The sequence below is a fragment of the Mesorhizobium sp. RIZ17 genome, from assembly GCF_051127865.1.
Classification (GTDB): Bacteria; Pseudomonadota; Alphaproteobacteria; order Rhizobiales; family Rhizobiaceae; genus Mesorhizobium; species Mesorhizobium humile.
In genome coordinates this window covers 1,167,101-1,183,286 of record NZ_CP147861.1, presented here as the reverse complement: position 1 = coordinate 1,183,286, position 16,186 = coordinate 1,167,101, and the positions used below count along the sequence as shown (strand labels likewise).

The window sequence follows — 16,186 nt, the reverse complement described above, 5'->3', positions numbered from 1 at the left end:
ATCTTCAGTTCAGCATTTCTGCGGTTTCGACGCCGAATTGTACTGCCCCGTCGAAGCGTTGGCGGTGCTATGCGTCTGCTTCTTGTAGGGCGCAGGACCGCCATGGCATTTCGCGGCGCCGCCGCCCTCGGTTGACGCAGACGCCGGCGGTGGCGGCGCGGACGCGGTTTTGACGCAATAGCCCTGTTCGACGTGCCAGCCGTTGTGGCACTTCGGCGTGCAGGCATAGGGTATGGGTTGGCCCTTCGTCGCTCCACCTGCTCCGACGATGCCATATTGTCCTGACGGGCACCCACTTGGCGGCCACGCCAGCGCGGCCCGAGGGCCGGGCACCAGCAGCAGCATCAGACCGGTCGCGGCAAGGGCCGCCAGAAAGAGCTTGCGCATCGAACGCTCCTGAAACGCAGTTTCGATCGTCGATGCTAGCCTTGCGGGGTGAGGCACGCCTCTCCTGTTTGGGGGAGGCGTGCCCAAGTCGATCCGCCCTAAAATCGGATCGACTGGCATCGATACCGGGCCAGGTCAGCGTGGAGCCATGCTATGCGACCACTGATTTTCCTCGCGGTGTCGTTAGTCCCCTGGGTTGTCGCGGGGGCGCCGACGGCGACGCTTGCCGGCGATTTCGACCGGATCGAGATTCCGCGCGATCCCAACGGGGCCATCGAGTTCCATACGCCGTCCGACAACATCGCCTGCGGCCTTTCGGAGAGCGGCAGCGATGGATCAGGCGCCCCCGAGCTTGCCTGCGACCGCCTGGCTCCCGTCTATCTTCGCTTCATCCTGCCGGCGCGTGGAAAGGCCACGATCCTGCGTGATGTCGGAGACCAATGGTGCTGCGGCGGCTACAATGAATTGCCTTACGGCCGCGAGTGGCAGAGCGGGCCGTTCACCTGCGATTCGACGGCCTCGGGGCTGACCTGTGAGAACCAGCAGGGCCACGGCTTCTTCATCAGCAAGGCAAAGGTCAAAGCTTACTGAGAACGGCGAATTCGCCGGCCGCCATCGAGCAGCAGCGAGACCAGCGAGGCCTGGCTGTTGACGCCGGTCTTGCCGAAAATACCCTTGAGGTGGCTGCGGATCGTGCCCATGCCTATGTTGAGGCTGGGCGCGATCTCGGCGAGGCTTTTTCCCACCGCAAGTTCAACCGCGATGCGCGCTTCGCGGCCGGTCAAGCCGAAGCGACCGGCGATCTCGGCCTCCGTAATCGGCGCGAGCGCGTCAGCCTGCTGGATGACGACGGCGACGCGCGCGGCGCGCACGCCTCTGGGTGTATATCCCGGCAGCGGGCCGCGGGAGACGGTGACCAGCATATCGGGCGCGCCGCCCTGTTGGGCCACGCGCAAGGTCGATGAAGTCGGGGCAGCCGCCTCGTCCAGCGCGAACGTCATCATCCGGGCGAGCGACCGGGTGGCGCTCGCGGTTTTTAGGACCAGCCCGTCGGAACCCAGTCGGAAGGGTCCGTCAAGGGCGGTGAGTGCCTGGGCCGCGTTGTTCAAATACATAGGCCGGCGCCACGCATCGAAGAGGAAAACGGCATCGGACAGTCCATCGATTGCCTGTTCCAGCGTTTCGACATGAACCGAGAGTTCCTGCAGCCGCCACTGCCAGGAGAGGATCGAGTTCAGCCTGTGCGTGGTTTCCTGCAGGTGGTCCAGTTCGCCGGCGTGATAGAGCCCGGCTGACCGCTCCCGGCAGACATTGACGTGAAAGGAAAGATCGCCGGCCTTCATCTGGATCACGGCGCCATAGAAGCAGCCGGTCGGCCGAATGATCTCATTGTAGAAGTCGAGCCGTTCGAACGCGCGGTCGGTCAGGATGTCGTGCGAGGCCTCAGCCCGGCCGGGTGTCAGCGCCATCTGCCAGGGGACCGACAGCTCGTTGGCGCGCTGCGACGAGAATCGGGCGGCCGCGCTGTCGTCAAGGCCGGCGATGACCACGAACGGCATGCTGGTCCGGCTCGCGCCATTGGTGGCGATCATGGTGTGGTGGGCATTGAACCCGCGCCTGAGCAAATCCATTGCCGCCGCCCAGCCACCGGGCGCGGCAGCCGCTTCCAAGACGTCGTGGCCGGCAAAGCCAGTCATCCACCTCACCCCCGGGGATTGTCAGCCTTCGCTCGAATTCCGTCGGTGGAAGCTAATGAAACGCCGGGCTCAGGTCGAGGGAGCCGGCGTCGCTGCCGCTGCGCCTGCACTGCTGCTCACGCTTATGTGATCGAGATCGGGAATAAACCGACGGGTTAGCCGGTCTTCAGGGCATGCACCGCGTGTGCGCAACGGCAGGAGACCACCATGAGGCGGCGTGAAGACAAAAGCACGAGGACCGAAGACGGCGAAGGCATCAGCCGCTCCCGGCCCTTGGAGCGTTGGAGCTGGGCGCATCTGTTCTGGGCGATACCGCCCCGCCGCCGGCCCTGATCCGTGCCGATCGCAACCATCGAGACCCACGACCATGACGGCGAGCATCTCATTGCAGCCAGCGATGCGCCGTCCCCTTCCGAGGCGCCCCTTGCTTCCGAGACACTTGACTCCGGTGACACCAATGCCTTCTCCTCCCTCGAAGCAGGCGCCATCGCCTGCGGTCGCGATCTTCACCCGCACGAGCAGGGACAGATCATCGCCTCCCACTGACGGCGGCGGCAGACCCATGGCGGGAGCGCCCGACGGCGGAACGGTGTTGAGCGAAAAGATGCTGGCCGCGCGTTTTACCGAAGTGGTGCTGCCGCATCTTGGCGATGCGCTGTCGCTCGCCCGCTGGCTGACCGGCAATCAGGCCGATGCCGAGGATGTGGTGCAGGAGGCTTGCCTCAAGGCGCATGCGGGTATCGCCGGGTTCGCTGGGGGAAACCCCCGCGCGTGGCTGCTCACCATCGTGCGCAACGCCTCTTATACCTGGATGGCGCGCAACCGTCCGCGTAGCGTGGTTGCGGTCGGCGACCTCGCCGATCTCGACGACGTCTCGCCGCCGCCGGACAACGATGCCGACAGCCCGGAAGCCGCGCTGATCGCCAAGGCGAATTCGGCGGCGGTGGAAGCGGCGATCGCCAGGCTGCCGCAAGCCTTCCGCGAAACAGTGGTGCTGCGCGACATCAACGGGCTCAGCTACCGCGAGATCGCCGCCATGCTCGGCGTGCCGCAAGGTACGGTGATGTCGCGGCTGGCGCGGGCCCGCGGCCTCTTGATGACCGAACTTGGAGGGCGCCATGAGCCCGCATGAAACTAGCCCGCGCGAGGATGGATTGCCGCAAGACCCGCAGGATATGAAGCTGATGATCCACGCCCTTGTCGATGGCGAGCTCGATGCCGCGGCCGCTTTGGCGGTCGAGCGGCGCATGGCCGCCGATCCGGAGCTTGCCGCCGAACATGCGCGCCTGGTGGCGTTGCGCGGCGCTGTTGCCAACCTGCCGCGGCCGAGCGTCAGCGACGATTTCCTGGCGCGCATTGCGGCTATCGCCGAGGTCAAGGATGCCGGGGATACCGTGGCTGTCCAGCCCGCGACGGCGGAGCCGCAACAGCAGCAAGGCAATGTGATCGCGATGCGGCCGCGCGCGGCACGCTGGTTCAACTCCTTCGACTGGCGCCAGATGGCGGCCTCGATCGCGCTGACGGCTGTTCTCGCCAGCGGCGCGACGCAATGGATGACGACGGCGGACAATGGCTCCGACAGCTTCGCCGTGGCCGTCGCCAACGGCCATCGCCGCAGCCTGCTCGCGGCGACGCCGGTCGACATCGTCTCGTCCGACCGCCATACGGTGAAGCCATGGCTCGACGGCCGCATCGGCGTGTCGCCGGCGGCGCCCGACATGGCCAAGGACGGCTACGCGCTGCTCGGCGGCCGCGTCGAAGTGATCGGCGACAGGCCGATGCCGGCGCTGGTCTACCGCCACCACGAGCATCTGATCACGCTGGTGGCGGCGCCGCGGCAGAACGAAGCCAAGTCGATGCCGGTGGCGGACGATCTCTCGGCGGGCGGCTTCCTGCTCGTCCACTGGACCGACGACGCCTTTTCCTATTGGGCGATCTCGGACGCCGAGCGCCCGGCGCTCGACGATTTCGTCGCCCGCTTCCGGGCCGCGATCATCGCCAATCCGGCGGCGGGAAGTCCGGGCTAGGGAAAGCAAACGTCTTTAATCGCGCCGAAGTACCTGCGCCGGCCCCCTGGCGTACAAGTGATAAGTCACGGTCGACTTTGGTATGTTATACAAGCCGCGTTCTCGGGGCGGATACGAGTCGATGGATCAGGAAAGACTTCTGGCAGCAGTCCTCCTGACTGATCTCGTGGGCAGCGTGCCGCTCTATGAGCGCATGGGGGACGATGCCGCCCTGCAGCAGGTCTCGGATTGTCTCGACGCGATACGCGAGATCGTCGCCCAGCACGGCGGTGACTTCATCCACTCGAAGGGCGATGACGTGCTCAGCCTGTCCAGGCGCCACGCGACTTTCACCATTTCGAACGGCAAGGCCCGGTTCATCGAGCGAAGCTCGTCGGGCACATTCGTGTCGATGGGACCCGGCCATGAAGTATTCGTGCGCCGCGAAGATATTCTCCTCTTCGGCTCCGGCGTCATCTCGCCAGGGCGCAGATCGTCCCTCGGCGACGCCCAGGTCCTTCGCTACGAAATTACCTCAAGCTGACCCGGCCGGGCCATCTGATTGTCCCGCTGCCGCAGGGGGGGCTGGATCCAGCGTTTGCTGCACGCCGGTCCTCACCGGCAGGTGTAGCCGCCGTCGATCGGCAGATGGATGCCGGTGATCATCGAGGCAGCGTCGCTGAGCAGGAAGACGATCGGGCCGGCGACCTCGTCCTCGGTCGCCCAGCGTCCGAGCGGCATCTGCTTCAGGAACGGCTCGGCGACATGCGGCTGGCTCCAGTGGCCGGACGAGATCGGCGTCATCACCACGGTCGGGTTCACGCTGTTGACGCGGATGTTGTATTTGCCCAGCTCCAGCGCCGAGCAGCGGGTGATGTTTTCGAGCGCCGCCTTGGACGAGCCGTAGGAAATATGCCCGTCGAGCGCGACCAGCGCCGCCTGGCTGGAGACGTTGACGATCGCGCCGCCCTTGCCGATCGCCACCATCTGCCGCGTGGCGTATTTGGTGACCAGCAGCGCGCCGCGCGCATTGACGGTGATGACCTTGTCGAAGATGGCGATGTCGGTGTCCATCGGTGTCGCGATCTCGCCGCCGAAGCCGCCGCAATTGACCACGCCCCAGAGGTCGAGCCCTTCTAGAGCGTCGCGGATCTCGTCCTCGGAAGCGAGGTCGAAGGTGACTGTCCGGCAGCCGGTTTCCCTGGCGATTGCAGCGAGCGCCTCCTGCGAGCGGCCAGCGGCGATCACATTGGCGTTGGCCTTGACCAGATGCCGCACGGTGGTGCCGCCAATGCCGCCGCTGCCGCCCGTCACCAGAATGTTCCTGCCTTGAAAATCCGTCATGGTTCCCTCTTTGCGATGTCTATCGAGTTCGTGTCAGGCGGGCTCGGTGGTGGCCGCCGCGCCGGAAATCCTTTGGCCTGCCTTGTCGAAGAGATGGCAGGCGTTGGGCGGCAAGGAGATCGCAATGCGATCGCCGGCGCGCGCCACGCGGCCGCCGCTGTCGCGGATGACTAGGCTCTCCTCGCCGTCACGCACGTGAATGAAAGTGTCGCTGCCCAGTAGCTCGACCACGCTGGCCTTCAGGACGATCGCGTCGGCCTGTCCTTCGACAGCAAGCGCGATGTGTTCCGGCCGGATGCCGACGGTCACTTCGGCGCCCAGCTGGGGCGGCGTTGAAACGGGCATCCGGAGCGAAAACCCCACGTCCAGGCTGATCGTGGCCTGATTGCCCTCAACCGAGGCGACGCGGCCCTTCAGAAAATTCATCGCCGGCGACCCGATGAAGCCGGCGACGAACAGGTTTGCCGGCCGGTGGTAGAGGTCGAGCGGCGCGCCGACCTGTTCGATGCGGCCGCCATTCATGACGACGATGCGGTCGGCGAGCGTCATCGCCTCGACCTGGTCATGCGTGACATAGACCATGGTGGAGGCAAGCTCAGCCTTCAGCCGCGCGATCTCGACGCGCATGCCGACGCGTAGCGCCGCGTCGAGATTGGAGAGCGGTTCGTCGAGCAGGAACAGCTTCGGCTTGCGCGTCATGGCGCGGCCGATGGCGACGCGCTGGCGTTGGCCGCCGGAAAGCTCGCGCGGCTTGCGCTTGAGATAGGAGCCGAGCCGCAATTTCTCGGCGGCGCGGCCGACGCGCTCGGCGATCTCGGCGACGGGCGTGCGGGCAATCTTGAGGCCGAAGCCGATGTTGCGGCCGACATCCATATGCGGATAGAGCGCGTAGGACTGGAAGACCATCGCGACGCCGCGTTCCGGCGGCTCGGCGTCGCTCATGTCGGCGCCGTCGACCAGGATGCGGCCGGAGCTGATCGGCTCCAGCCCGGCGATGATCCGAAGCAGCGTGGACTTGCCGCAGCCCGACGGCCCGACCAGCACGCAGAACTCGCCGTCCTCGATGGTCAGCGACAGCTCGGGGATGACGGTGGTGTGGCCGAAGGCCTTGGTGATCTTGTCGATGGTCAGTGCGGCCATGGCCTAACCTTTCACCGCGCCGGCCAGCAGGCCGCGCACGAAGGCGCGCTGCACCAGCACGTAAAGCAGGATCAAGGGGAGCGCGATCAGCGTCAGGATCGCGAAGAGCGCGCCGGGATTGGCCATGTAGAGGCCGGAATACTGCATCGGCACGATGGTGAGTGTCTTCATCTCGCTCCTGGTCAGCACGATCAAGGCGAGGAAGAACTCGTTCCAGGTGACGATGAACTGCCAGATGGTGACGAAGACAAGCGCCGGCCGCACCAGCGGCAAAGCGACGTGCCAGTAGGTCTGCCAGGCGTTGCAGCCGTCGACCCGCGCTGCCTCGAACAGCTCGCGCGGCGCGTCCTCCATGAAGGCCTTGAGGATGACCATGGCGAAGGGCACGCCGAGCGCCGCATAGGGCAGAATGAGTCCGATATAGGTGTTCACCCAGCCGAAGGTCTTGAGCAGGATCGCCAGGGGCAGGACCATGGAGGCGAGCGGCACCATCAGCGTCGTCAGCAGCGTCGTGTAGAGCAGCATCGAGCCCTTTAGCCTGAGAATCGCGCAGGCGAAGGCAAAGAGCGAGGAGACCGCGACGACGATCGCCACGGTCGCGACGGTGATGATCAGGCTGTTGAGGAAAATGCCGCCCAGCGGATTGTCGCGGATGACGGTGACGAAATTGTCGAAGGTCACCGGCCAGGTGAACAGAGCGGCATCGAAGGCCTGCGCCGGCGTGCGCAGGCCGATCGAGAGCATATAGACCTGCGGCACCATCCAGAAGCCGAGCACGATGAAGAGCACCGCATGGATGACTAGGCCGCGGACGCGGTTCCGGGAAAGCGGCGCCATCATGGCTGATCCTTCCCGGCGGGCGACAGGCGGGCGCCGAGCAGCGCGATCTGGACCAGCGACAGCACCAGCGCGATGACCAGCACGATGACGGAAAGCGCGGCGCCGCTGGCGGTGTCGCCGAGCACGAAGCTCTGCTTGAAGATGAAGGTGCCAAAAACCTCGCTGGCGCGGTTCGGGCCGCCGCCGGTCATCAGATGCACGATCGGGAAGGTCTGCAATGTGCCGATGACGCCGAGCAGCAGCAACGACTTGGTCGCCGGCGACAGCATCGGCACGATGACGTGCACGGCAAGCCGCCAGCCGCGCGCGCCGTCGATGCGGGCAGCGTCGAGCACCTCGCTCGGCAGGTTGGCGATGCCGGCGATGTACATCAGCATCGAGAAGCCGGTCCATTGCCAGATGTTGACGGCGATCAACGCGTAGATCGCGGTCTTCGGATCGCCGATCGGCGACGTCATCATGACGATGCCGACATGTTTCAGATATTCCTGGGCGATGCCGTAATAGGGCGCGTAGATCTGCACCCAGACCAGGCTGATGACCGAGACCGAAGTCACCACCGGCAGGAAGAACATGGTGCGGAAGAAGCCGCGCAGGGCATGGGTGTGGCGCTCGATGAAATAGGCAAGCAGCCCGCCGATCAGCATCTGCACGGGTATCGTGATGGCGCCCCACAGCACCATGTTGCGCACGACGGTCCAGAAGGTCGGATCGCCGAGGATGGTCGTGTAGTTGGCGAAGCCGGCAAAGACGGCGCGGCCGTCCGCCGTGCCGGTGTAAAAGCTTTGGCCCGCGACCCACAGGATCGGATAGGCAATGAAGACGACAAAGAGCAGGGTGGCCGGCAAGGCAAAGAGATAGAGCGTCGAAGCTCTCGACGCCGATCGCCGCTTCGCCGCTTGGACGGCGGCTCCGGCTCGCATGGCCTCTGCGCTCATGATGCTCGCCATCTTACACTGAAAAAGGGCCGGCACCGAAAAAGGGTCGGCATTGAAAAATGGGCCGGGCGCGTCTTAGCGCCCGGCGGTCGGTCTTGGGTTATTTCGCCGCGAGGGCTTTCTCGCTCGCCGCCTGGACGGTGGCCAGGGCCGCTTCCGGCTCGGTGCTGCCGGCGGCGACGCCGGCCAACGCATTGTCGAGCGCCTCGGCGACCGCGGGCGAGGCGAAGCGCTGGTTCTCGGCCTTGGGCAGGTCGGCCATGAAGCGCGCCGACATCTCCTTCACATGGTCGGTGATGTCCCCCTTCGGCGCATTGCCGTCAAAGGCCGGCAGGTCGTTGAGGTCGTTCAGCGCTTCCTGCAGGCCGACGCCGTTGGTGAGCTCGGCAAGGAAGGTCCAGGCTTCCGGGTTCTTGCCGCCGTTCTTGGTCAGGCCGTAGCCGATGTCGATGCCGCCGACTGGCGGGCTGGCGGAATTGCCGTCCTTGACCGGGGGCATGTAGAAGAAATCGAAGCCCTCCATGTTCTGGACATATTCCGACAGCGGCGGCGGGAACTTGCTTTCCTGCATCCACCAGGAGCCCAGCGCCATCATGCCGACCTTGCCTTGGGCAAAGAGCTGCGCGCCGGTCGGGTAGGCGTGGGCGCCCAGCGCGCCCTGCTGGAAGACGCCGTCGTCGAAGAGGCCTTTCCAGGCCTTCATCGCGGCGACCAGCTCCGGCGCCGTCCAGGGCGTCTCGCCAGCCTGCGCCTTGTCGACGATGCCGGGCGAGAACTGGTTGGCGAGCATCAGGAAGACGTTCTCGTTCTGCCAGCCGTCGGCCGCGCCCTGGAACATCGGGATGTAGCCGCCCTCGGTCAGCGCCTTGGCCGCCGCCTTGAGGTCGGCGTAGGTCTTCGGCGGGGACAGGTTGAGCTTCTCGAAGATCTTGCGGTTGTACCAGATGCAAAGCACCTGCGATTCCTGCGGGATGATGTAATAGTTCTCGTCACCCTTGGGATTGCCCATCAGCATCTGCTTGCGGTTGACGGGGAATATCTTCTCCGCCCACTTGTCGCCCCACTGCTTGGCGGCGCGTTCGTTCACTGCCTCGAGGTTTTCGCGATATTGCTGGGTGAGCGAGCCCGGCTGCAGGCCGATCACGTCGGGCAGGCTGCCCGAGGCGGCAGCGGCTTTGAGCGCGGTGATGTATTCGGGCGAATAGTTGTAATAGGTGTATTTGACCTTGATGTCCGGATGCGCCTTCTCGAAGGCGGCGATCGATTTTTCCATCGTGCTCTGGACGAACCAGGACCAGACGGTCACCTCTTTCTGATCGGCATAGGCGGATGCGGAATAAAGCGCGGCGGCGAGCATCGTCGTCGCAAGAAGCAGCATCTTTCTCATCATATTCCTCCCTTTTTCGGTTCCCATGTAATGCGCGCCGCGAGCCTCCATCTCGCGGATGCCTGAAAGCGATGCCGGCAAAGCCGCCACGCGTGGATGGCGGCAAAGCCGCCACTCTTGTTGCGTCAGGCCGCCTTGGCGGCCGCTGCGGTCAGCACTTCTTCCGTGATCGCACGGTCGTCGGCGAGCGACCGGTTCGGCGTCAGCCCGAGCTTCTGCAATTCACCGTGATAGGCGCGCACGGCTTCTTCCGGCGCGATCGTGCCGTCGGCCACGGCGCGCATCAGGACGATCAGCTGCAGCGGCGCCTCGGCGAGGTTGATCTTGCGGCCGAACAGCGCGAGGCGGGCGCCGTAACGCTCCGACTGGGCGACCAGCTCGAACGTGTCGCGCGTCGTGCCGGCGCCGCCACCGAGCACGCCGACGATCAGTTCGCTGTCGAAGCTGGCGAGCTCCTCCAATGCCTTCGGCCCGTTGTAGGCGGTCTTCAGGAACAGCGGACGCTCGGCCTTAGGCACGCTCGCCAGCGACTTGATGATGTTGTCGTTGACGAATTCGCCGACCTGCTCGCGGCTGAAACCGAGATCGATGCTCGGATTGAAGACCTCGTAGAAATATTTGAAGCCGACCCTGGCCGCCTCGGCGCGGAATTCGGCAAAGGCGTTCAAGGTACGGACGTCGAGCGCGACGTCGTTGCTGAACGAAACCGAGTAGAGGGCGAGGTCGGTGCCGTGCGCGGGATAATTGGCGACGGCGCGCGCCAGGTTGGTGTCGCGGAAAGGAACCGATGGGGTCTGCACATAGGTGCCGTGGCGCACGGCGCCCCAGCACATCGTTTCCAGGTTGCCGCGGATGGCGGGTTTCATCTCGCTGCCGAAGAAGGCGCCGCGCTCGTCGAGAAGCTCGAGATTCGACTGCGACACCAGCATGATGTCGACCACGTCCTGTTTGATGATCTCCTCGATCTGGGCGATGAATTCCTGGCGGCTGCGGCGGCGCGGCGGCCTGACCGAATAGTCGAAGCCGGTGGCGGTCACGCCGGCGCCGACATCGCTGTCCTTGGCATCGGCGATGACGAAATCGGCCCGCGTGTAGCGGCCGGCTCGAATGTTCGCCAATTTCCTGTCCAGTCTCGTGACCATGATCTTCCTCGGTGAAATCTGCTGTGCGCCCGCCGCGGTGTCGCGATCCAAGCGTACCTCACTATGACGAAAGTTCTCATAATCTGTCAATAGCTATCTAACTCTCTCTAATCTGCGAGGACGCACACTCCGGGGCAAAAAGGTCGATGGAAGGAGAGTTTCCAATAAGAATCTGATTTTGCTATATTTTATTTGCCGTGACCACTTTTGGGCGCATTTTCAAGTGAGGTTCGAGCCGCTGATGCAGGAGCCCGCGGCCACTCTCAAGACAGCCTCGTTTGCGGTGTGCAAGCAAAAATCGCGTTGACGATTTGGAAGATAATGATAGCAATTGACAATGCTTCCGATTGAAGAGGGGCTGCCGATTGAGGAGGAAAGGCACGGCATGAGCGATGTCGCCACCGGGTCGTTCGCGGAACGCTATGCGGCCCTGACCGACCCGCGATCGGGTTCACTCGGTGCTGACGCGTTGTCGTCGGCAGGGCTTTTCCTGTGCGGCATCAGCGCATGCGTCGACGCGCGGGTCGAGATGAACGACATCCAGCCGCTGCTGGACGCGCCGGCCGACACGCAGGCGGCGCGGCTTGCGGCGCTGCTGCTTTCGCGCGCCGCGCGTGGCGTGGGTGGCGAGGTGCGCTTCGACTGGCCGGAAGGTCCGGCATGGTTGCGCGAGCGCCTGCGGCCACGCTATGCGCTGGGCGGAACCGGACCGCAGGCGGCCTGGGTGCTCGGGCAACTCGGCGTCCGCTCGCTGGTGGCGCTGGAAGATCGCCATGACCTGATGCTGCGGCAGATACCGCCGGGCGTTCTCCTGGCGCAAAGCGGAACACTCAAAGCCGTGGACGAAGTGCCGGCCGCCGGGCCGCATATCCCGGAAATCTTCATCTTCGAATTCACCGCCGGCCGGGCGATCGGTCCGGTGGTGCCGCCGCGCTCCTCGCGGGTCATCATCCGTTTCGGCGATCGCGGCATTCAGCACGACGCCGAATTCGAAAGCGTGTCGCGGCAACTGGCGCCGTCCGCCGCGGCCGGGCTGCTTTCCGGCCTCAACGACGAGGCGACCGAAAATGTCGGCGCCGCCAGCCGGCATGTCTTCGCGCTCAGCCGCGACTGGAAGGACGCCGGCCTGCGCACCATCCATTTCGAGCTCGCCGGCTATGCCTCGCAGCAGGCGGTCGACGAGCTTCTCTCCAATGCGCGCGGCGCGATCTCCTCGCTCGGCATGAGCCATTCCGAGCTGCTCGCCATGAACCCCTCCGCCTATCATCCGATGGAGGCGCTTGTCGCGCTCGGCGAACGGCTCGGGCTCGAGCGCGTCTGCGTGCATGCCGATACATGGGCGGCCGCCGTGACGCTCAACGATCCAAGGGAAGAAGAGCTGGCGCTGATGGCGGGCTGCGCGATCGCCAGCGCCAGGGCGGCGAACGGCGCGCCCGCGCGGGACATTTCCGTCTCACCGTCCGCCGAGTTCCATCCGCTGCCGTTCGAGGCGCCCGTGCGCAAAGGGCGCTGGACCTTCGTCGCCTGCGCGTCGCCCTATCTGGACAAGCCAGCGGCAACGCTCGGCCTCGGCGACAGTTTCACCGCCGGCTGCCTGCTGATCCTGGGGCGAGCGCGCCACGCCAATGCCGGCCAAAACCTCCAACACGCCTGAAGGACAATTTTGATGTTTCTCGAACGCTTCCGCCTCGACGGCAAGACCGCTTTCATCACCGGCGGCGGCCGCGGTATCGGCCTGTCGACGGCCGAGGCGCTGGCCGAGGCCGGCGCGAAAGTCATCATCTCGGATCTCGATCCAAACGTATTGGCAGCCGGGCGCGGTGAGCTGAAGCAGAAGGGCTATGCGGTCGAGGCGGTTGAGCTCGACGTCACCGATTCCAAGGCGGTCGCCGCCGCCGCGCGGGCCGCCAACGAGCGCCACGGCGCGATCGACATCCTGATCGCCAATGCCGGCATCGCCTGGCCCGACACGGGCGGCGAGGAGATGAGCGACGAGGTATGGCTGAAGGTGGTCGACGTCGACCTCAATGGCGCCTACTGGTCCTGCCGCGAGTTCGCCAGGCCTATGCTCGAACGCGGCCGCGGCGCGATCGTGACGCTGGGCTCGATGTCGGGCTTGATCTCCAACAAGCCGCAGCGCCAGTCGCATTACAACGCGGCCAAGGCCGCCGTGCATCATATGACGCGCTCGCTGGCCGGGGAGTGGGCCGCGCGCGGCGTGCGGGTCAATTGCGTGGCGCCGACCTATGTCGACACGGTGATGTCGCGCGACGGCTTCAGCGACGAGACGCTGATGCCGATCTGGATGGACATGACGCCGATGCGGCGCGTCGCGCAGCCGGATGAGATCGCCGCACCCATCCTCTTCCTCGCCTCCGACGCGGCCAGCGCCATGACCGGCGCGGTGGTGGTTGTGGATTGCGGCTATACGATTTGGTAGGGAGTCTCTTTAGTCTTAACGCAATTCCCGACGGAAAACCGCTCATACTTTTCCTGGAGTTGCTCCATTTGGCCCGTCGGCCGCCAGAGCAGTAAAGCATGGATACTCCAAGCAAACGCGTCGAAATGGTTCCCGCAAAGCGGCAGGCGCTCATCCTGGAGCATCTGCGCGTCAACGGCGCGGCTTCGATCCAGGAACTGGCCGACACGATCGGCGGCTCGCAGTCGACGGTGCGGCGCGACCTCGAGCACCTGGTGGAGAAGGGCTATCTCGAACGCACGCATGGCGGTGCGCATCTCCTGCAGCCGATGCGCGCGACCTTCGAGCGTGAGACCACCGTCAACGCCGAGCTCCAGCATGCCGAAAAGCTTGCCATCGGCCGCGAGGCGGCCGGGCGGCTGAGCGCCCGCGACAGCGTCATCTTCGACAGCTCCTCGACCGTCATGGAGGCGGTGCGCGCGGCGGCCGAACGCGACCTGCCGCTCACCGTGGTGACCAACAGCCTGGAAATCGCCGACTTCGCCGCCGAGATCAAATCCTGGCGCATCATCCTGCCCGGCGGCACGGTGCGTCCGGGCTACCGGCACCTCGCCGGCGAACCAGGCGAGAGCTTCATCAAGACGCTGCACGCCGATCTCTGCATGACCGGCGCCTCGGCCGTCACCGGCACGCTGCTGACCGAGACGTCGCTGGAAGTGGCCTCGCTCAAGCGCGCCATGATTTCGTCGGCGCGCAAGACCATCCTGCTCGTCGACTCCTCGAAGTTCACCGCACCTGGCTTCTGCACGCTTTCGGACATTTCCGAGATCGATGAAGTGATCACCGACGAGGGCGTCTCGCAGGATGCGCTGTCATCGCTCTACGCCGCGGAGCGCAAGGTGACGGTGGTGCGCGTGGGGGCGGGAGCGCCTCGCCCGCTCGGCAGCCTGCGACCGCTGTAAGCCTCACTCCACCATGAAGCGCGAGCTGAAAGGAAGGCCCGCCGCTCCCACCGCCTTGGGCGAGCGCTCGATGTTGCCGGCCATGGCGCTTATGCCCGGCATGGCCTGTTCGAGCTCGCGGCAAATCGCCTTGCAGACCGCCTGGGGCGCGTAGGAAGACAGGACGACCGAGGTGATCGGAACGAACTGCTTCAACGCCGCGATCGACGACTTCATTTGGCTCACCAGCTCGCGCTGCCATGCGATCTCGGCCTCGCCAAATGACGGCCAGTCCGCGCCTCTTTCCCAGAGTTCGGAAGTCTGCCTTCCTTGTTTGGTGATCTCTTGTTCGAGCCGCAGGATGCCGACGTCGAAGCTTACCGCGGCTGCTGCGTTGTAGATCTGATGGTTGAGGACCAGGCGGCTGTGCAGGCGTGCGCCGAGATAGAAGAAAAGATAGTCCGAAAGGTGCTTCGCCACGCCGAACATGCTTTCGCCCCCGGCCGCCGCGGTGATGTCGTTCTGGACGTAGACGGGGTAACCGATCTCCCGTTCGACCTCCTCCTGTAGCGCGTCGAACCGCTCGCGGGTCGCCTTGGGGGTCAGCTCGAGCTCCACCTCGTCGCCCGGCAGGGCAAGGCCGATGCCGGCGATGCGCGGGTGGAGATGCCGGGGCAGATCGGCGAGGGCCTTGGCGATGGCGCTCATGAATTGCGGATGGTTGGTGTCCTGCGCGGCGGCCGAGAACGGCAGCACCGCATGGGAGCGGATCGAGCCCACGAAGTCGACCAGCACGACCTCAACCTGCCGGTGGCCGACGCTAATGCCGACGGAATAGGCGCCCTCGGGGTTGAGCGAGATCGGCACTGTGGGCGGCCCGACGCGGCCGCGCTGGGCTTCGCCCTTGGCGATCAGCCCCTCCTGTTCGAGCGAGCGGACGATGACGGACACCGTCTGCGCCGACAGGCCGGTCCGCTCGCCGATCTCGAGACGGGTGATATCCTTGCTCTGGAGCAGCAGCGACAGCACGAGGCGCTCGTTGTAGCCGCGCACGCTGACGGCGTTGAGGCCGCTCGCGCGGTCCGCAATTCGCAGCGGGTTGGGCGGCGCAAAGCGCATGTCAGGCATGGTGCGTCCTCTCGCAATCGGTCGCGGGGGACACCCGTATGTCGCGTCTATCTCTCATCCGGCCACCCGATTGCTTCGATTTCCCGGGCCAGAGCACGGCCAAGCGACGCATGCGCCTGTCCGTTGATGTGGAATCCGTCGAGCGGATCGCAGGTCACGACCGAGCCCGCATCGAAGAAATGCACTTCGAGCGAATCGGCGATGATCTCGAATTCAAGCGCCAGCTGCCGCGACTTCTCCGGCGCGCCGGCGAAGATCGATCGCCATTCCTTGATGTCGTCCAGCATCGGCGGCGGAGACACGATCATGATCTCGGGCACGCTGCCGCCCGGGCCGGGCTTCAGCTCCTTGATGTCGTAGACGAGGCAGCCCATGGCCATGGCGACTTCCGAGGCCGGCTGGTTGAAGCGCGCCTTGAGGTCGTTGGTGCCCAGCATGATGATGACGAGATCGAGAACGGCATGGCTCTGGAGGCAAGGCCTGAGATAGGTACGCCCGTTCTTGTGGGCGCCCTCGATGGGATCGTCGCGCACCGTCGTGCGGCCGCTGAGGCCTTCCTCGATGACATGCCAGCCGTCGCCCAGCTCGCTTGCCATGATACCGGGCCACCGCTCGGCCGGGCCGTAGCGGTCAAGCGGTGTGCCGCCAGGCACTTGTCCATGCGTGTTGGAGTCGCCGTAGCACAAGACCGATCGCATGCTCCTCCCCGATCCAGCCAAGGTTCTGATTTGCAGAAATTATCGGACGAGAGTCGACCGTCCGTGTCCAGCGACCCTGCCATCTGGGGGAAAGATAGCGCAAGCAGCAAAGATAATCC

18 protein-coding genes are annotated in these 16,186 nt (G+C 65.2%); 8 read left to right on the top strand and 10 right to left on the bottom strand.

All coding sequences use genetic code 11. The features are described from left to right. Window positions 1-9 precede the first annotated feature (9 nt). Window positions 10-387: a hypothetical protein gene (locus WDX12_RS05815; protein WP_434724234.1), complete on the bottom strand. Its 378-nt coding sequence runs from the start codon at window positions 385-387 to the stop codon at window positions 10-12. Between the two features lie 153 nt (window positions 388-540). Between WDX12_RS05815 and WDX12_RS05810 the strand changes: the two genes are divergently transcribed. Then, window positions 541-978 (top strand): hypothetical protein, encoded by a 438-nt coding sequence (locus WDX12_RS05810; protein WP_434724233.1) that lies wholly within the window; start codon window positions 541-543, stop codon window positions 976-978. On the opposite strand, the gene WDX12_RS05805 is transcribed toward WDX12_RS05810, so the two are convergent. After that, the gene (locus WDX12_RS05805) at window positions 972-2,084 is read right to left on the bottom strand and encodes a helix-turn-helix transcriptional regulator (RefSeq protein ID WP_434724232.1); all 1,113 of its coding nucleotides are present in this window, start codon (window positions 2,082-2,084) and stop codon (window positions 972-974) included. The two genes, WDX12_RS05810 and WDX12_RS05805, sit on opposite strands and share 7 nt — an antisense overlap. 336 nt (window positions 2,085-2,420) lie before the next feature. On the opposite strand from WDX12_RS05805, the gene WDX12_RS05800 reads away from it, so the two are divergent. The 4 genes from WDX12_RS05800 to WDX12_RS05785 all read left to right on the top strand — a co-directional run bounded on the left by WDX12_RS05800 (window position 2,421) and on the right by WDX12_RS05785 (window position 4,634). Next, the gene (locus tag WDX12_RS05800; protein WP_434724231.1) at window positions 2,421-2,630 is read left to right on the top strand and encodes a hypothetical protein; all 210 of its coding nucleotides are present in this window, start codon (window positions 2,421-2,423) and stop codon (window positions 2,628-2,630) included. A gap of 16 nt (window positions 2,631-2,646) precedes the next feature. Next, complete coding sequence (locus tag WDX12_RS05795) at window positions 2,647-3,216, top strand: sigma-70 family RNA polymerase sigma factor (RefSeq protein WP_320296620.1); 570 nt, start codon at window positions 2,647-2,649, stop codon at window positions 3,214-3,216. After that, complete coding sequence (locus WDX12_RS05790) at window positions 3,203-4,111, top strand: anti-sigma factor family protein (protein ID WP_434724230.1); 909 nt, start codon at window positions 3,203-3,205, stop codon at window positions 4,109-4,111. Before WDX12_RS05795 ends, WDX12_RS05790 begins: the two co-directional genes overlap by 14 nt. Before the next feature lie 121 nt (window positions 4,112-4,232). Further along, window positions 4,233-4,634: a hypothetical protein gene (locus tag WDX12_RS05785; RefSeq protein WP_320296622.1), complete on the top strand. Its 402-nt coding sequence runs from the start codon at window positions 4,233-4,235 to the stop codon at window positions 4,632-4,634. 71 nt (window positions 4,635-4,705) lie between these two features. Here the strand turns inward: WDX12_RS05785 and WDX12_RS05780 are convergent, their stop codons facing one another. From WDX12_RS05780 to WDX12_RS05755, 6 genes are all read right to left on the bottom strand, one after another. After that, window positions 4,706-5,434: an SDR family oxidoreductase gene (locus WDX12_RS05780; protein WP_320296623.1), complete on the bottom strand. Its 729-nt coding sequence runs from the start codon at window positions 5,432-5,434 to the stop codon at window positions 4,706-4,708. A 33-nt stretch (window positions 5,435-5,467) separates the two neighbouring features. Next, window positions 5,468-6,574, bottom strand: coding sequence for an ABC transporter ATP-binding protein (locus tag WDX12_RS05775; protein ID WP_320296624.1), 1,107 nt, complete (start codon window positions 6,572-6,574; stop codon window positions 5,468-5,470). A 3-nt stretch (window positions 6,575-6,577) separates the two neighbouring features. Next, window positions 6,578-7,411: a carbohydrate ABC transporter permease gene (locus WDX12_RS05770; RefSeq protein WP_434724229.1), complete on the bottom strand. Its 834-nt coding sequence runs from the start codon at window positions 7,409-7,411 to the stop codon at window positions 6,578-6,580. Beyond that, a complete protein-coding gene (locus tag WDX12_RS05765; RefSeq protein ID WP_320296626.1) occupies window positions 7,411-8,352 on the bottom strand; it encodes a carbohydrate ABC transporter permease in 942 nt (313 codons plus the stop codon). Before WDX12_RS05765 ends, WDX12_RS05770 begins: the two co-directional genes overlap by 1 nt. A gap of 100 nt (window positions 8,353-8,452) precedes the next feature. Continuing rightward, the gene (locus WDX12_RS05760; RefSeq protein ID WP_320296627.1) at window positions 8,453-9,739 is read right to left on the bottom strand and encodes an ABC transporter substrate-binding protein; all 1,287 of its coding nucleotides are present in this window, start codon (window positions 9,737-9,739) and stop codon (window positions 8,453-8,455) included. A 125-nt stretch (window positions 9,740-9,864) separates the two neighbouring features. Beyond that, window positions 9,865-10,881 (bottom strand): hypothetical protein, encoded by a 1,017-nt coding sequence (locus WDX12_RS05755; protein ID WP_434724228.1) that lies wholly within the window; start codon window positions 10,879-10,881, stop codon window positions 9,865-9,867. 385 nt (window positions 10,882-11,266) lie between these two features. On the opposite strand from WDX12_RS05755, the gene WDX12_RS05750 reads away from it, so the two are divergent. The 3 genes from WDX12_RS05750 to WDX12_RS05740 all read left to right on the top strand — a co-directional run bounded on the left by WDX12_RS05750 (window position 11,267) and on the right by WDX12_RS05740 (window position 14,262). Further along, window positions 11,267-12,535, top strand: a complete 1,269-nt coding sequence (locus WDX12_RS05750) for an ADP-dependent glucokinase/phosphofructokinase (RefSeq protein ID WP_434724227.1) — start codon at window positions 11,267-11,269, stop codon at window positions 12,533-12,535. Window positions 12,536-12,547: 12 nt separating this feature from the next. After that, window positions 12,548-13,321, top strand: coding sequence for an SDR family NAD(P)-dependent oxidoreductase (locus tag WDX12_RS05745; protein WP_434724226.1), 774 nt, complete (start codon window positions 12,548-12,550; stop codon window positions 13,319-13,321). 98 nt (window positions 13,322-13,419) lie between these two features. Next, window positions 13,420-14,262 (top strand): DeoR/GlpR family DNA-binding transcription regulator, encoded by an 843-nt coding sequence (locus tag WDX12_RS05740; protein ID WP_320296631.1) that lies wholly within the window; start codon window positions 13,420-13,422, stop codon window positions 14,260-14,262. Between the two features lie 3 nt (window positions 14,263-14,265). Here the strand turns inward: WDX12_RS05740 and WDX12_RS05735 are convergent, their stop codons facing one another. Next, window positions 14,266-15,369: an ROK family transcriptional regulator gene (locus tag WDX12_RS05735; RefSeq protein WP_434724225.1), complete on the bottom strand. Its 1,104-nt coding sequence runs from the start codon at window positions 15,367-15,369 to the stop codon at window positions 14,266-14,268. A gap of 47 nt (window positions 15,370-15,416) precedes the next feature. Next, window positions 15,417-16,067, bottom strand: coding sequence for an SGNH/GDSL hydrolase family protein (locus WDX12_RS05730; protein WP_320296633.1), 651 nt, complete (start codon window positions 16,065-16,067; stop codon window positions 15,417-15,419). Window positions 16,068-16,186 lie beyond the last annotated feature (119 nt).

What these genes read in the sequence shown, in the direction of transcription:
- WDX12_RS05815 (WP_434724234.1), bottom strand. Translation starts at nt 387, where the DNA reads ATGCGCAAGCTCTTTCTGGCGGCCCTTGCCGCGACCGGTCTGATGCTG.
- WDX12_RS05810 (WP_434724233.1), top strand. Translation starts at nt 541, where the DNA reads ATGCGACCACTGATTTTCCTCGCGGTGTCGTTAGTCCCCTGGGTTGTC.
- WDX12_RS05805 (WP_434724232.1), bottom strand. Translation starts at nt 2,084, where the DNA reads ATGACTGGCTTTGCCGGCCACGACGTCTTGGAAGCGGCTGCCGCGCCC.
- WDX12_RS05795 (WP_320296620.1), top strand. Translation starts at nt 2,647, where the DNA reads ATGGCGGGAGCGCCCGACGGCGGAACGGTGTTGAGCGAAAAGATGCTG.
- WDX12_RS05790 (WP_434724230.1), top strand. Translation starts at nt 3,203, where the DNA reads ATGAGCCCGCATGAAACTAGCCCGCGCGAGGATGGATTGCCGCAAGAC.
- WDX12_RS05785 (WP_320296622.1), top strand. Translation starts at nt 4,233, where the DNA reads ATGGATCAGGAAAGACTTCTGGCAGCAGTCCTCCTGACTGATCTCGTG.
- WDX12_RS05780 (WP_320296623.1), bottom strand. Translation starts at nt 5,434, where the DNA reads ATGACGGATTTTCAAGGCAGGAACATTCTGGTGACGGGCGGCAGCGGC.
- WDX12_RS05775 (WP_320296624.1), bottom strand. Translation starts at nt 6,574, where the DNA reads ATGGCCGCACTGACCATCGACAAGATCACCAAGGCCTTCGGCCACACC.
- WDX12_RS05770 (WP_434724229.1), bottom strand. Translation starts at nt 7,411, where the DNA reads ATGGCGCCGCTTTCCCGGAACCGCGTCCGCGGCCTAGTCATCCATGCG.
- WDX12_RS05765 (WP_320296626.1), bottom strand. Translation starts at nt 8,352, where the DNA reads ATGAGCGCAGAGGCCATGCGAGCCGGAGCCGCCGTCCAAGCGGCGAAG.
- WDX12_RS05760 (WP_320296627.1), bottom strand. Translation starts at nt 9,739, where the DNA reads ATGAGAAAGATGCTGCTTCTTGCGACGACGATGCTCGCCGCCGCGCTT.
- WDX12_RS05755 (WP_434724228.1), bottom strand. Translation starts at nt 10,881, where the DNA reads ATGGTCACGAGACTGGACAGGAAATTGGCGAACATTCGAGCCGGCCGC.
- WDX12_RS05750 (WP_434724227.1), top strand. Translation starts at nt 11,267, where the DNA reads ATGAGCGATGTCGCCACCGGGTCGTTCGCGGAACGCTATGCGGCCCTG.
- WDX12_RS05745 (WP_434724226.1), top strand. Translation starts at nt 12,548, where the DNA reads ATGTTTCTCGAACGCTTCCGCCTCGACGGCAAGACCGCTTTCATCACC.
- WDX12_RS05740 (WP_320296631.1), top strand. Translation starts at nt 13,420, where the DNA reads ATGGATACTCCAAGCAAACGCGTCGAAATGGTTCCCGCAAAGCGGCAG.
- WDX12_RS05735 (WP_434724225.1), bottom strand. Translation starts at nt 15,369, where the DNA reads ATGCCTGACATGCGCTTTGCGCCGCCCAACCCGCTGCGAATTGCGGAC.
- WDX12_RS05730 (WP_320296633.1), bottom strand. Translation starts at nt 16,067, where the DNA reads ATGCGATCGGTCTTGTGCTACGGCGACTCCAACACGCATGGACAAGTG.